12 protein-coding genes are annotated in these 12,706 nt (G+C 65.0%); 5 read left to right on the top strand and 7 right to left on the bottom strand.

What is annotated here, in order from left to right:
* Window positions 1-53: 53 nt before the first annotated feature.
* Window positions 54-1,313, bottom strand: a complete 1,260-nt coding sequence (locus ABY44_RS30285; RefSeq protein ID WP_059649240.1) for a branched-chain amino acid ABC transporter substrate-binding protein — start codon at window positions 1,311-1,313, stop codon at window positions 54-56.
* A gap of 169 nt (window positions 1,314-1,482) precedes the next feature.
* Between ABY44_RS30285 and ABY44_RS30290 the strand changes: the two genes are divergently transcribed.
* The 3 genes from ABY44_RS30290 (at window position 1,483) to ABY44_RS30300 (ending at window position 4,603) form a co-directional block, all read left to right on the top strand.
* The gene (locus ABY44_RS30290; protein ID WP_027786864.1) at window positions 1,483-1,995 is read left to right on the top strand and encodes a hypothetical protein; all 513 of its coding nucleotides are present in this window, start codon (window positions 1,483-1,485) and stop codon (window positions 1,993-1,995) included.
* Window positions 1,996-2,377: 382 nt separating this feature from the next.
* Window positions 2,378-3,019, top strand: a complete 642-nt coding sequence (locus ABY44_RS30295) for a carbonic anhydrase (protein WP_027786863.1) — start codon at window positions 2,378-2,380, stop codon at window positions 3,017-3,019.
* A 33-nt stretch (window positions 3,020-3,052) separates the two neighbouring features.
* Window positions 3,053-4,603 (top strand): SulP family inorganic anion transporter, encoded by a 1,551-nt coding sequence (locus ABY44_RS30300; protein WP_060172971.1) that lies wholly within the window; start codon window positions 3,053-3,055, stop codon window positions 4,601-4,603.
* A gap of 71 nt (window positions 4,604-4,674) precedes the next feature.
* On the opposite strand, the gene ABY44_RS30305 is transcribed toward ABY44_RS30300, so the two are convergent.
* The 6 genes from ABY44_RS30305 to ABY44_RS30330 form a co-directional block, all read right to left on the bottom strand.
* Window positions 4,675-6,219, bottom strand: coding sequence for a 2-isopropylmalate synthase (locus ABY44_RS30305; protein ID WP_027786861.1), 1,545 nt, complete (start codon window positions 6,217-6,219; stop codon window positions 4,675-4,677).
* Window positions 6,220-6,534: 315 nt separating this feature from the next.
* Window positions 6,535-7,407, bottom strand: a complete 873-nt coding sequence (gene pssA / locus ABY44_RS30310; RefSeq protein ID WP_021162801.1) for a CDP-diacylglycerol--serine O-phosphatidyltransferase — start codon at window positions 7,405-7,407, stop codon at window positions 6,535-6,537.
* A gap of 15 nt (window positions 7,408-7,422) precedes the next feature.
* Complete coding sequence (locus tag ABY44_RS30315; RefSeq protein WP_011352710.1) at window positions 7,423-8,067, bottom strand: phosphatidylserine decarboxylase; 645 nt, start codon at window positions 8,065-8,067, stop codon at window positions 7,423-7,425.
* 127 nt (window positions 8,068-8,194) lie between these two features.
* Entirely contained in the window at window positions 8,195-9,211 is a 1,017-nt protein-coding gene (ilvC, locus tag ABY44_RS30320; protein WP_021162800.1) for a ketol-acid reductoisomerase, read from the bottom strand.
* A gap of 104 nt (window positions 9,212-9,315) precedes the next feature.
* A complete protein-coding gene (ilvN, locus tag ABY44_RS30325) occupies window positions 9,316-9,807 on the bottom strand; it encodes an acetolactate synthase small subunit (RefSeq protein ID WP_011352712.1) in 492 nt (163 codons plus the stop codon).
* Between the two features lie 111 nt (window positions 9,808-9,918).
* Entirely contained in the window at window positions 9,919-11,682 is a 1,764-nt protein-coding gene (locus ABY44_RS30330; RefSeq protein ID WP_043188873.1) for an acetolactate synthase 3 catalytic subunit, read from the bottom strand.
* 355 nt (window positions 11,683-12,037) lie between these two features.
* On the opposite strand from ABY44_RS30330, the gene ABY44_RS30335 reads away from it, so the two are divergent.
* Window positions 12,038-12,601, top strand: coding sequence for an RNA polymerase sigma factor (locus ABY44_RS30335; RefSeq protein WP_027784998.1), 564 nt, complete (start codon window positions 12,038-12,040; stop codon window positions 12,599-12,601).
* Window positions 12,598-12,706: DUF3619 family protein (locus tag ABY44_RS30340; protein ID WP_431643018.1), on the top strand; the 109-nt coding region annotated here is incomplete at its 3' end. The genes ABY44_RS30335 and ABY44_RS30340, both read left to right, overlap by 4 nt.

Here is a 12,706-nt window from a genome sequence, read left to right on the forward strand (position 1 = left end):
TTACAACCGGCGGGCATTGTAGCACAACTCCACGCCGTTCTTACCGCCCCCTGTCACGGGCGTGTCATCGAACAGGCGGACGGCATCTCGGTACGCTGCGCCGGCACCGCGAGCACCGTCCGGAAGCCATAGCCCGACCCCTCGTTATCGAAGCGCACGCCCGGCGTGCCGGCCTTGTCCATCTCCATCACGTAAAGGGGCTGGATCAACTGATGGTCCTGCGCGCGCATCCGCGACGCATGGAAACCGTCGTCGAACGACAGACCCTCGAGCGCACGCGCGACCGCGACAGGGTCGGCCGAACCCGCACGGTTCATCGCGGCGGCCAGCATCTCGATCATCAGGCTCATCCGCCGCACCGGATAGTCGTCCTGGGCGGCCGGAAAACGGTTCCGGAACGCCCGGTAGAACGCATCCGATTTCGCACCGCCTGCGTTCGGGTGCCAGTCCGCCACGGCGACGACCCGCCCGACACCGGCGTCGCCGAGGGCTGCCGGCGCGCCGAGGCTGTTGCCGTAGAACGTGTAGAACTTCGCATTCAGCCCTTGCTCCCGCGCCGCCTTCACGAGCAGCGTGAGGTCGTTGCCCCAGTTGCCGGTCACGACGGCGTCGGCGCCGCTCGCGCGGATCTTCGCGATATACGGCGAGAAATCCTTGATCCGGCCGATCGGGTGGAACTCGTCGCCGGCGATCGTCACGTCCGGGCGCCGCGCGGCCAGCGCCTGCCGTGCGAGCGTGCTGACGTCGTGGCCGAAACTGTAGTCCTGGTTCAGCAGGTAGACCTTGCGCAGCGCGCGGTCGCGTGCCATCACGTCCGCGAGTGCGGCCATCCGCATGCCGGCGTGCGCATCGAAGCGGAAATGCCAGAAACTGCAGCGCGCGCCGGTCAGCGCCGGATCGTCGGCCGAATAGTTGAGGAACAGCATCCGGTTGTCCGGATCGCGCGCGTTCAGCTTGTCGAGCGCCGCGACGAGCGCGGCCGCGACGGCCGAGCTGTTGCCCTGCGTGACGAAACCGATGTGGCGATCCGCGGCCGCGCGCAGCTGCACGAGCGCCTCCTCGGGGCTGCCCTTGCTGTCGAGCACGACGAGTTCGAGCGGGTGCGCGCCGTCGCGCAGCTTCACGCCGCCCGCCGCGTTCACCTGCTCGACGCCGAAGCGCAGGTTGCGCTCGACCGCCGCGCCCGCGTTCGCGAACGGGCCCGACATCCCTTCGATCAGCGCGATCCGCACCGGCTCGCCGCCGGCAAATGCGGACGACACCAGCATCCACCCCGCGCTCAACGCGAGCGCGCACCGCTTCCACCCCTGCATCGGCCACCTGCCCTTCAATCAGCCCGAGAAGCGCGGATCATAGGCCGGCGCCCCCGCCGCCCGCAAGCGTGACCGTGCCGGCGATCCGCACCGATTTTTTCCAAGCGATGCGCGATCGCTCGCCGTCCGTGATAAAACGGGACTTGTTTCCGTGTTCTGGAGAATCCCCATGCGCATTCGCATTTCCGCGCGCCTGCCGGTGCTGCTCGCCAGCGCCGCCGCGCTGCTGACCGGTTGCGCGCAACCGTGGCAGCAATACCAGGCCGGCCAGGACGAGTCGGCGATCGTCGCACGCATGGGCCCGCCGCGCGAGATCTACGACCTGCCCGGCGGCGGCAAGCGCCTGATGTGGCCAACCCAGCCGATGGGCGAGATCACCGTCGCGGCCGACGTCGATGCGGCCCACAAGATCGTCAACGTGCGCCAGGTCCTGCAGCCGAGCGAGTTCTATCGTGCGGAGATCGGCAAGTGGACGAAGACCGACGTCCTCGTCAACTTCGGACGCCCCGTCGAGACGTCCTACTTCCCGCTGATGAAGCGCGAGGTATGGACGTACCGGTATCTCGAGGACAACGTCTGGTACATGATGTACAGCTTCTACTTCGACCCGCAGGGCATCCTGCGCATCACGCAGAAAACACCCGACCCGTTGCACGACCCCGACCGCCGCAACCTGTTCTGACCGATTACGCATTTACGCGCAATTATCTCGATGGCCATTCACGAATCATTGCGTGAATGGCCATTTCCTTTTTTCCGCCGGCTTATTAATTCGGCGAATGCGACGGAAATCTTTTCCGATCGATGACATGCCGATGGCAATTCGCTGACATCCCCGTCATACGGGCCTTTGCCTGAAAACAGGCACGCGCAGTGCATATCATGCGGTGAGTTGGTGCATGCAATGCACTACGCCAAACCAATTTGAAACAATTTGTTTCAACACCCCCGAAGCGCTAGGGCATACCCCTAATATCAGTCGAAACTCAACCTTTCAATTTAGAAAGAATGCCATTTCGTCATTTTTGCCGATATTCGATTGCCTTTATCTCAAAGGAGTCCTCATGAATCGCCCCAAGAGCATGCTGGTTGCCAACATCGCCTGGGCCCGCGAAACGCGTGAACACACGCCCGGTTTCTTCGACGCGCTCGCGCGCGGCCAGAACCCGCGCGTGCTGTGGATCGGCTGCGCCGACAGCCGCGTGCCGGCCGAAACCATCACACACTGCGCACCCGGCGAGCTGTTCGTCCATCGCAACATCGCGAACCTGTTCCATCCCGACGACGACAATTCCGCCAGCGTGCTCGAGTACGCGGTGCGCGTGCTGCAGGTCGACCACGTGATCGTGTGCGGGCACTACGGGTGCGGCGGCGTACGCGCATCGCTGCTGCCGCCGCCGTCCGATCTTCCGCACGTCGCACGCCGCATCGCGCCGCTGTGCGCGCTCGCGCGACGCCATCGTGACACGCTGGACGGGCTCGACGACACGGCCGCCGCCGACCGCCTCGCCGAGCTCAACGTGCTCGAGCAGGTGCGGCTGCTGCGTGCGTCCCCGATCGTGCGGGGCCGCGAACGGCCACCGCTCGTGCACGGCTGGATCTTTTCGCTCGCGGACGGCCGCCTGAAGGAACTCGATTCCGGCTACACCACCCCGCCCGCCGACGTCGAACCCGTGCAGGCCGTCGCGGCCTGCGCGCTCGGCTGACCTGCCCCCAAAGCCAATGAAATCATCCCGACCATGAAACTGAACCAGCGCCTGTCCACCCTGCCGCGCGACATCGTCGCCGGCGTCGTCGTGTTCCTCGTCGCGCTGCCGCTGTGTCTCGGCATCGCCAATGCATCCGGTGTCGAACCGTTTGCCGGGCTCGTATCCGGCATCGTCGGCGGCATCGTCGTCGCGCTGCTGAGCGGCTCGTCGCTGTCCGTCAGCGGGCCGGCCGCCGGCCTCGTTGTGATCGTCGTCGAAGGCATCGCACAACTCGGCAGCTTCTCCGCATTCCTGCTCGCGGTGCTGCTGTCCGGCGTCCTGCAGTTCGGGTTCGGCATGCTGCGCGCTGGCCGCTTCGCCGCCTACGTTCCGTCACCCGTCATCAAGGGCATGCTCGCGGCGATCGGCCTGCTGCTGATCGTGAAACAGATTCCGTTCGCGTTCGGTATCGGCGGCTCGGCCGCGCAATCGTTTGCGAACTGGCCCGGCCTGCCGGTCGCGTGGGCCGCCACGGCCATCGCGCTTGCGTCGCTCGCGCTGCTGATCGCGTGGGACACGCCCGCGCTGCGCCGCTTCGCGCTGGTGCGCTCGGTGCCGGCTCCGCTTGCGGTCGTCGTGCTGGGTATCGGCGCCACGCTCGTGCTGAGCATCGTCGCACCGTCGGTCGCGCCGGGCGCCGCCCATCGCGTGACGCTGCCCGAACTCGGCTCGTTCGCGGCCTTTGCGGCGTCGCTCAAGCATGCGGAGCTCGGCCCGAACTTCGCTCAGCTCGTCAATCCGGACGTGTGGCGCGTCGCGATCACGCTCGCGGTCGTCGCGAGCCTCGAGACGCTGCTGAGCCTCGAAGCCGTCGAGCAGATCGACCCGAAGCGCCGGCCGACCCAGCCCGATCGCGAACTCAAGGCCCAGGGCGTCGGCAATCTCGTCGCGGGCGCGGTCGGCGGGCTGCCGATCACGTCGGTGATCGTGCGCAGTTCGGTGAACGTCAACGCGGGCGCGCAAAGCCGGATGTCGGCGATCGTGCACGGGATGCTGCTGCTCGCGAGCGTGTTCGCGCTCACCGGGCTGATCAACCTGATCCCGCTCGCGAGCCTGGCCGCGATCCTGATCCATACCGGCTTCAAGCTGGCGAAACCGGCGCTGTTCCGCTCGGTGATGAAACAGGGGCCGGCCGCCTTCGTGCCGTTCGCCGCGACGATCGCCGGCGTGCTCGCGGTCGACCTGCTGTTCGGCATCGCGCTCGGCCTCGCGTGCAGCGTGCTGGCCGTCGCCGTCGCGAACCTGAAAAGCCCCGTGACGCTCGCGCAGCACGACGACCACTTCCTGCTGTCGTTCCGCAAGGACGTGTCGTTTCTCGGCAAGGTGCAGGTCAAGCATCACCTGCGGCACATTCCCGACCGGGCCGCGGTGATCATCGACGCGACACGCGCCGATTACATCGATCACGACGTGCTCGAACTGCTCGACGCGTTCGTCGCCGATGCGCCGCGACGTAGCATCGCCGTCGAGTTCCGGCGCCGCAGCCCGGTGCCGCGCACGGCCGCGCGCCGCTGGCTGTTCCGTGCGCCGGCCGCCGAATGAGCGGCGCATGAAAAACGCCCCGGCGGCGCAGGGCCGCACGGGGCGTTTCGGTGATGCGCGACGCGCGGCGCTTACGAGCGCTGCGGATTGACCTTGTCGTCCTTCGAATGCAGCTTGTTCAGCGCCGAGATGTACGCCTTCGCGGATGCGGCGACGATGTCCGGATCGGTGCCGACGCCGTTGACGATCCGCCCGCTCTTCGACAGCCGGACAGTCACTTCACCCTGCGCCTGCGTACCGGTCGTAATCGCGTTCACCGAATACAGCAGCAGCTCGGAACCACTGCCGACTTCGCTCTCGATCGCATTGAACGTCGCGTCGACCGGGCCGTTGCCGCGCGCCTCGCCGGTCACTTCCTTGCCGTCGACCCCGAACACGACCTTCGCGTGCGGCTGCTCGCCCGTTTCCGAGTGCTGCGACAGCGACACGAACTTGAAGTGTTCCTGCTCGTGTGCGAGCGCCGATTCCTCGGACACGATCGCGATGATGTCCTCGTCGAAGATCTCGGCCTTGCGATCGGCCAGATCCTTGAAGCGCATGAACGCCGCGTTCAGTTCGCTTTCGCTGTCGAGCGACACGCCAAGCTCCTGCAGGCGCTGCTTGAACGCGTTACGGCCCGACAGCTTGCCGAGCACGATCTTGTTCGCGGTCCAGCCCACGTCTTCCGCGCGCATGATCTCGTAGGTGTCGCGCGCCTTCAGCACGCCGTCCTGGTGGATGCCCGATGCGTGCGCGAACGCATTCGCGCCGACCACCGCCTTGTTCGGCTGCACGACGAAACCGGTGATCTGCGACACGAGCTTCGACGTCGGCACGATCTGCGTCGTGTCGATGCCGACGTCGAGGCCGAAGTAGTCCTTGCGGGTCTTCACCGCCATCACGATTTCCTCGAGCGACGTGTTGCCCGCGCGCTCGCCGAGACCGTTGATCGTACACTCGATCTGGCGCGCGCCGCCGATTTTCACGCCCGCGAGCGAGTTCGCCACCGCCATCCCGAGGTCGTTGTGGCAATGCACGGAGAAGATCGCCTTGTCCGAGTTCGGAATGCGTTCGCGCAGCGTCTTCACGAGGTTGCCGTAGAGCTCGGGCACGCCGTAGCCGACCGTGTCGGCGATGTTGATGGTCGTCGCCCCTTCGGCGATCACGGCTTCCAGCACGCGGCACAGGAAGTCGAGGTCCGAACGGCTGCCGTCTTCCGGCGAGAATTCGACGTTGTCGGTGAACTTGCGTGCGAAACGCACCGCAAGACGCGCCTGCTCGAACACCTGGTCCGGCGTCATGCGCAGCTTCTTCTCCATGTGCAGCGGCGACGTCGCGATGAACGTGTGGATCCGCGAGCTGTTGGCCGGCTTCAGCGCGTCGGCCGCACGCTGGATGTCCTTGTCGTTGGCCCGCGCCAGCGAGCAGATCGTGCTGTCCTTCACGAGACCGGCGATCGTGTGGATCGCGTCGAAATCGCCGTTCGAGCTGGCCGCGAAGCCGGCCTCGATCACGTCGACCTTCATCCGCTCGAGATGCTTCGCGATGCGGATTTTCTCTTCCTTCGTCATCGACGCGCCGGGCGATTGTTCGCCGTCACGCAACGTCGTATCGAAAATGATCAGCTTGTCTGTCATGGGGGGCTCCAGGGCTCTTTATACGGAAGTCAAACGTAATGAGATCGCGCCACCGTTGGCGACGCTCAACAACAGACGAAGCTTGACGGAGGGCGGGAACGGTCAGCGCGGCAGGCGCGCCGAAGCTAGCGCGCGTAGCGGCGCACCGGCTAGAAGGAGGGAGAGGCGGGAAAATGCAGTCATGCCGAAGACTATAGCGGCATTCCGTTGGGTGCGCAATCGGACGGCACCCGGGGTTTCCGGCAGTCCGGGCCGAACAGGGGACAAATGAAAACGGCGGCCCCGAGGCCGCCGTTTCCGGGTAAACAACGCGCGTCAGTGATCGCGCTGCGACGAGCGCGCGGGGTTTGCCCGCCCGCGCACGGCCATGTAGGCCCAGAACACGTAGCCGGACAGCCCGTACAGCACGAACAGGCAGAACAGCATCAGCGGCGGGTCGGACGACACGAGCACGAACGCGACGACGACCAGCAGGATCGCCGCGAACGGCACGCGGTGCCGCACGTCGAGCGCCTTGCCGCTGTAGAACGGCGCGTTCGACACCATCGTCACGCCCGCATAGATCGTCAGCACGAATGCGACCCACGGCAGCCAGCCGAGCTTCATCGGCACGCGGTTGTCGGTGGCGAGCCACACGAAGCCCGCAATCAGCGCGGCGGCGGCCGGACTCGGCAGCCCCTGGAAGAAACGCTTGTCGACGACGCCGATGTTCGTGTTGAAACGCGCGAGGCGCAGCGCGGCGCCCGAGCAGTAGACGAACGCGGCGAGCCAGCCCCAGCGGCCGAGATCCTTCAGCACCCACTCGTACATCACGAGCGCGGGCGCGACACCGAACGACACCATGTCCGACAGGCTGTCGAACTGCTCGCCGAACGCGCTCTGCGTATGCGTCATCCGCGCGACGCGCCCGTCCATCCCGTCGAGCACCATCGCCACGAAAATCGCGATTGCGGCGATCTCGAAGCGCACGTTCATCGCCTGCACGACCGCGAAGAAGCCGCAGAACAGCGCGGCGGTCGTGAACGCGTTCGGCAGCAGGTAGATGCCGCGCGTCTTCAGGAACCGCTGACGCGCGGCGCGGCGGCTCTCGATCGGCACCGGATCGGCGGCCATCCCCTTGTTGCGGCGGAACGGGCGTGGCGTCTGGCCGGCGCCGTTGCGCGGCCGACGCGGTTTGAATGCGGCCATCGTGCGCCCCGCCGCTTACTGTTCGAGCTCGGCGAGGATCGTCGACGACGCGTAGACCTTCTCGCCGATCGACACCTTCGCGCGGCTGCCGAGCGGCAGGTACACGTCGACGCGCGAACCGAAGCGGATGAAACCGTAGCGCTGGCCGCGCGACAGCGGCTCGCCGGCGCGCACGTAGCAGAGAATCCGGCGTGCGACGAGGCCGGCGATCTGCACGGCGGTCACGGTCTTGCCGCTCGCCGTCTGGATCACGACCGCGTTACGCTCGTTCTCGGTGGACGCCTTGTCGATCGCCGCGTTCAGGAACGCACCCGGGAAGTACTCGACCTTGGAGATCGCGCCATCGACCGGCGAACGCTGCGAATGGACGTTGAAGACATTCATGAACACGCTGATCTTCAGCGCTTCGCGGTTCGCGTACGGGTCCTGCGCGGTCTCGACCGCGACGATGCGGCCGTCTGCCGGGCACAGCACCGCGTTCGGCTGCGCCGGGATCGGGCGCTGCGGATCACGGAAGAACTGGACGACGAAGACGAGCAGCAGCCAGAACGGCCACGCGAAGCCGAAGCCCCCGACGGCATGGATCAACAGCGCGATGACGGCTGCAATCGCGATGAACGGCCAGCCTTCGCGCGCGATGATCGGATGAGGATAGTTCATGGATTCGTTCTGTGTTCGGTGAATTGCAAAGCCCGTAGCATAACAAAAGCCGCCCGGGGCACTGCTGCCTTCGGGCGGCTTTTTGGTACCGGCCCTCTATTCGAGGGGCCGGAACAGCACGCGGTGCTTAGTTCTTCGTCTGGTCGACGAGCTTGTTCTTCGCGATCCACGGCATCATCGCGCGCAGCTTCGCACCGACCTGCTCGATCTGGTGCTCGGCCGTCAGGCGACGGCGCGACTGCAGCGTCGGTGCGCCTGCCTTGTTCTCGAGGATGAAGCTCTTCGCGTACTCGCCCGTCTGGATGTCGGTCAGGCACTGCTTCATCGCCTTCTTCGTCTCTTCCGTGACGATGCGCGGGCCCGTCACGTACTCGCCGTACTCGGCGTTGTTCGAGATCGAGTAGTTCATGTTCGCGATGCCGCCTTCGTAGATCAGGTCGACGATCAGCTTCAGTTCGTGCAGGCACTCGAAGTACGCCATTTCCGGCGCGTAACCTGCCTCGACCAGCGTTTCGAAACCAGCCTTGATCAGCTCGACGGTACCGCCGCACAGCACGGCCTGCTCGCCGAACAGGTCGGTTTCGGTTTCTTCACGGAAGTTCGTCTCGATGATGCCGGCACGGCCGCCGCCGTTCGCCGCAGCGTACGACAGCGCGATGTCGCGTGCCGCGCCCGACTTGTTCTGCGCAACCGCGATCAGGTGCGGCACGCCGCCACCTTGCGAGTACGTGCCGCGCACGGTGTGGCCCGGTGCCTTCGGCGCGATCATGATCACGTCGAGGTCGGCGCGCGGGATCACCGCGCCGTAGTGGACGTTGAAGCCGTGCGCGAATGCCAGCGCCGAGCCTTGCTTGATGTTCTCGTGCACTTCCTTCGCGTACACGTCGGCGATCTGCTCGTCCGGCAGCAGCATCATCACGACGTCGGCGCCCTTCACCGCTTCCGCGACTTCCTTGACCGACAGGCCGGCGTTCTCGGCCTTGCTCCACGACGCGCCGCCCTTGCGCAGGCCGACCGTCACGTTGACACCGCTGTCCTTCAGGTTCAGCGCGTGTGCATGGCCTTGCGAGCCGTAGCCGATGATCGTGACTTGCTTGCCCTTGATGAGGGAGAGGTCAGCGTCTTTGTCGTAGAAAACGTTCATGATGGTTCCTTCGCTAATTCAAAAATTCAACAATTCGTTCGGATGGAGTACTGCGGGCCGGGACATGACGGCGCACCCGGCGTGCCACTTTGGCAATGTCGGCATCACACCTTCAGGATGCGCTCGCCGCGTCCGATGCCGGAGCTGCCGGTGCGCACGGTCTCGAGGATCGCGCCCGCGTCCAGCCCCTGAATGAATGCGTCGAGCTTGTCGCTCGCGCCCGTCAATTCGATCGTGTAGGTCTTTTCGGTCACGTCGATGATGCGGCCGCGGAAAATGTCCGCCATCCGCTTCATTTCTTCGCGCTCCTTGCCCACTGCACGTACCTTGATCAGCATCAGCTCGCGTTCGATGTGTGCACCGTCGGTCAGGTCCACCACTTTCACCACCTCGATCAGGCGGTTCAGATGCTTCGTGATCTGTTCGATCACGTCGTCGGAGCCAATGGAAACGATGGTGAGCCGCGACAGCGATTGGTCTTCGGTCGGCGCCACCGTCAAGGTTTCGATGTTGTAGCCGCGTGCGGAAAACAGACCGACCACGCGCGACAGCGCGCCCGGTTCGTTCTCCAGCAGGACGGAAATGATGTGTCTCATGTTCGCTTCTTCCAGAATGTGTCCGTGTCGATTCACTCGCGCCGCGCGCCGCCGCGTGCCGCACCGCCCTTCGTGAAGGCGGCCGCTTCGGCCCAGGCGTGCGTCGCGCCGTTACAGGTCTTCCGATCCGAGCAGCATCTCGGTGATGCCCTTGCCGGCCTGTACCATCGGCCAGACGTTTTCGGTCGGATCGGTCTGGAAGTCGAGAAACACGGTGCGGTCCTTCAGGCGCAGCGCTTCCTTCAGCGCCGGCTCCACATCCGAGGTCTTTTCGATCCGCATGCCGACATGGCCGTACGCTTCGGCGAGCTTCACGAAGTCAGGCAGCGCATCCATGTACGAATGCGAATAGCGCTTGCTGTATTCGATCTGCTGCCACTGGCGAACCATGCCGAGATAGCGGTTGTTCAGCGAAATGATCTTCACGGGCGTGTCGTACTGCAGGCAGGTCGACAACTCCTGAATGCACATCTGGATCGAGCCTTCGCCCGTGATGCACAGCACGTCGTCGTCCGGGTGCGCCATCTTGACGCCCATCGCTGCCGGCAGGCCGAAGCCCATCGTGCCGAGGCCGCCGGAGTTGATCCAGCGACGCGGCTTGTTGAAACGATAGAACTGCGCCGCCCACATCTGGTGCTGGCCGACGTCCGAGCACACGAACGCATTGCCGTCCGTCAGCTCCCACGCCTTCTCGACCACGTACTGCGGCTTGATGATCTCGCTTTCGCGGTCGTACTTCAGGCAGTCCTTCGAGCGCCAGCCCTCGATGTCCTTCCACCATTGCGCGAGGGCTTCGGTGTCGGGGCCATGCTCGGCCGTCTGCAGCTGCTCGATCAGCTCCTTCAGCACCTCCTTCACGTCGCCGACGATCGGGATGTCGACCTTCACGCGCTTCGAGATCGACGACGGGTCGATGTCGATGTGGATGATCTTGCGCGGACGCGACGCGAAGTGCGCCGGATCGCCAATCACGCGGTCGTCGAAGCGGGCACCGATCGCGATCAGCACGTCGCAGTGCTGCATCGCCATGTTCGCTTCGTAGGTGCCGTGCATGCCGAGCATGCCGAGGAATTTCTTGTCCGATGCGCGATAGCCGCCGAGGCCCATCAGCGTGTTCGTGACCGGGTAACCGAGCAGGTCCGCGAACTGGTTCAGTTCGCGCGACGCGTCGGCGAGGATGATGCCGCCGCCCGTGTAGATGTACGGACGCTTCGCCGTCAGCAGCAGCGACACGGCCTTGCGGATCTGGCCCGAATGGCCCTTCGTGACGGGGTTGTACGAACGCAGCGACACGCTCTTGACCGGCTCGTACTGGCACGGCGTCTTCGAGATGTCCTTCGGGATGTCGATCAGCACGGGGCCCGGACGGCCGGTGCGAGCGATGTAGAACGCCTTCTTGACGGTTTCCGCGAGGTCGCGCACGTCCTTCACGAGGAAGTTGTGCTTCACGCACGGACGCGTGATGCCGACGGTGTCGCACTCCTGGAAGGCATCCTGGCCGATCGCGGCCGTGGGCACCTGGCCGCTGATCACGACCATCGGGATCGAATCCATGTACGCCGTTGCGATGCCGGTCACCGCGTTGGTGACACCGGGGCCCGACGTCACGAGGCAGACGCCGACATTGCCGGTGGAACGCGCATACGCATCGGCTGCGTGCACGGCCGCCTGTTCGTGGCGCACCAGCACGTGCTGAATCTTGTCCTGCTTGTAAAGCTCGTCGTAGATGTAGAGTACCGAGCCGCCGGGGTAGCCCCAGATGAATTCGACGTTTTCATCGGCCAGTGCCTTCATGAGCACGGTGCCGCCGATGGAGTCGCTATCGGGAGGGGAAAGGGGTTCCGACGTGGAGAATTCCGCGCTGGGCATGTTCATTTTGACCTTTCGAATTTTCGGCAAAAAATTGATCGGGTGCTCTCTGCCGGGCTTGTGGCTCGGGTTCAAGCGGCGCGTCCAGTTTGAAGGGCAGGCTTCTTGGGCCAGCCTCAAATGAGACCATCACTTCATGTTGCGAATCGCTGACGATAGCGGGTCGCGAATGGGTCGTCAAGCAAAATATCCCGCAGCGCATCATGGGCCCCGCCCGGCACCCCGCCGCCGCGGCTCGCGCGCAACGTGCGGCGCCCGCCCCGGTGCCAAGCGGCACGAAAATTTGATAGCATCCGCGGGTTTTACGAAATTTTTCGACCTTTTTCACCACGCAGCGGCCCGCAGCGCATACCTTCACGGAATGGCATCAGACAAGGAACTCGCCGACTTTCTGGCGGGCGTCGAAAGGCGCGCGTTCAAGCAGGCCGCGTACGCCGTGCGTGACGACGATGCGTCGCTCGACATCGTGCAGGACGCGATGATCAAGCTTGCGGAGAAGTACGGCGACCGGCCGGCGGCCGAGCTGCCGCTGCTTTTTCAGCGGATCCTGCAGAACGCAATCCACGACTGGTTCCGCCGGCAGAAGGTCCGCAACACGTGGGTCACGCTGTTCTCGTCGCTGAACAACACCGACGACGACGATTTCGACCCGCTCGAAACCCTCGAATCCGCGGACGACAACGCGGGCGTCGAAAGCAGCGAGCACCGCCTCGAACGAGAGCAGGTTCTGGCCCTGATCGACGAAGAAATCCAGAAACTTCCGACGCGTCAACGGGAAGCGTTCCTGATGCGTTATTGGGAAGATATGGATGTCGCCGAGACTGCCGCCGCAATGGGGTGCTCCGAGGGCAGCGTCAAGACGCACTGCTCGCGAGCCACCCACACCCTGGCGCAAGCGCTCAAGGCCAAAGGAATCACGCTATGAGCTCCGCTCCCGCAAATCGAGAACACGAATTCGCGCTGAAGGTGCGCCGCGCGCTGGACGAGCGCGCGGCCGACCTGCCTGCCGCGACCACCGACCGTCTGGCCG

Source organism: Burkholderia sp. ZZQ-2 (assembly GCF_050768715.1).
Classification (GTDB): domain Bacteria; phylum Pseudomonadota; class Gammaproteobacteria; order Burkholderiales; family Burkholderiaceae; genus Burkholderia; species Burkholderia cepacia.

Excerpts from the sequence above, each read along its gene's own strand:
- ABY44_RS30285 (WP_059649240.1), bottom strand. The coding sequence starts at position 1,313 with ATGCAGGGGTGGAAGCGGTGCGCGCTCGCGTTGAGCGCGGGGTGGATG.
- ABY44_RS30290 (WP_027786864.1), top strand. The coding sequence starts at position 1,483 with ATGCGCATTCGCATTTCCGCGCGCCTGCCGGTGCTGCTCGCCAGCGCC.
- ABY44_RS30295 (WP_027786863.1), top strand. The coding sequence starts at position 2,378 with ATGAATCGCCCCAAGAGCATGCTGGTTGCCAACATCGCCTGGGCCCGC.
- ABY44_RS30300 (WP_060172971.1), top strand. The coding sequence starts at position 3,053 with ATGAAACTGAACCAGCGCCTGTCCACCCTGCCGCGCGACATCGTCGCC.
- ABY44_RS30305 (WP_027786861.1), bottom strand. The coding sequence starts at position 6,219 with ATGACAGACAAGCTGATCATTTTCGATACGACGTTGCGTGACGGCGAA.
- pssA (WP_021162801.1), bottom strand. The coding sequence starts at position 7,407 with ATGGCCGCATTCAAACCGCGTCGGCCGCGCAACGGCGCCGGCCAGACG.
- ABY44_RS30315 (WP_011352710.1), bottom strand. The coding sequence starts at position 8,067 with ATGAACTATCCTCATCCGATCATCGCGCGCGAAGGCTGGCCGTTCATC.
- ilvC (WP_021162800.1), bottom strand. The coding sequence starts at position 9,211 with ATGAACGTTTTCTACGACAAAGACGCTGACCTCTCCCTCATCAAGGGC.
- ilvN (WP_011352712.1), bottom strand. The coding sequence starts at position 9,807 with ATGAGACACATCATTTCCGTCCTGCTGGAGAACGAACCGGGCGCGCTG.
- ABY44_RS30330 (WP_043188873.1), bottom strand. The coding sequence starts at position 11,682 with ATGAACATGCCCAGCGCGGAATTCTCCACGTCGGAACCCCTTTCCCCT.
- ABY44_RS30335 (WP_027784998.1), top strand. The coding sequence starts at position 12,038 with ATGGCATCAGACAAGGAACTCGCCGACTTTCTGGCGGGCGTCGAAAGG.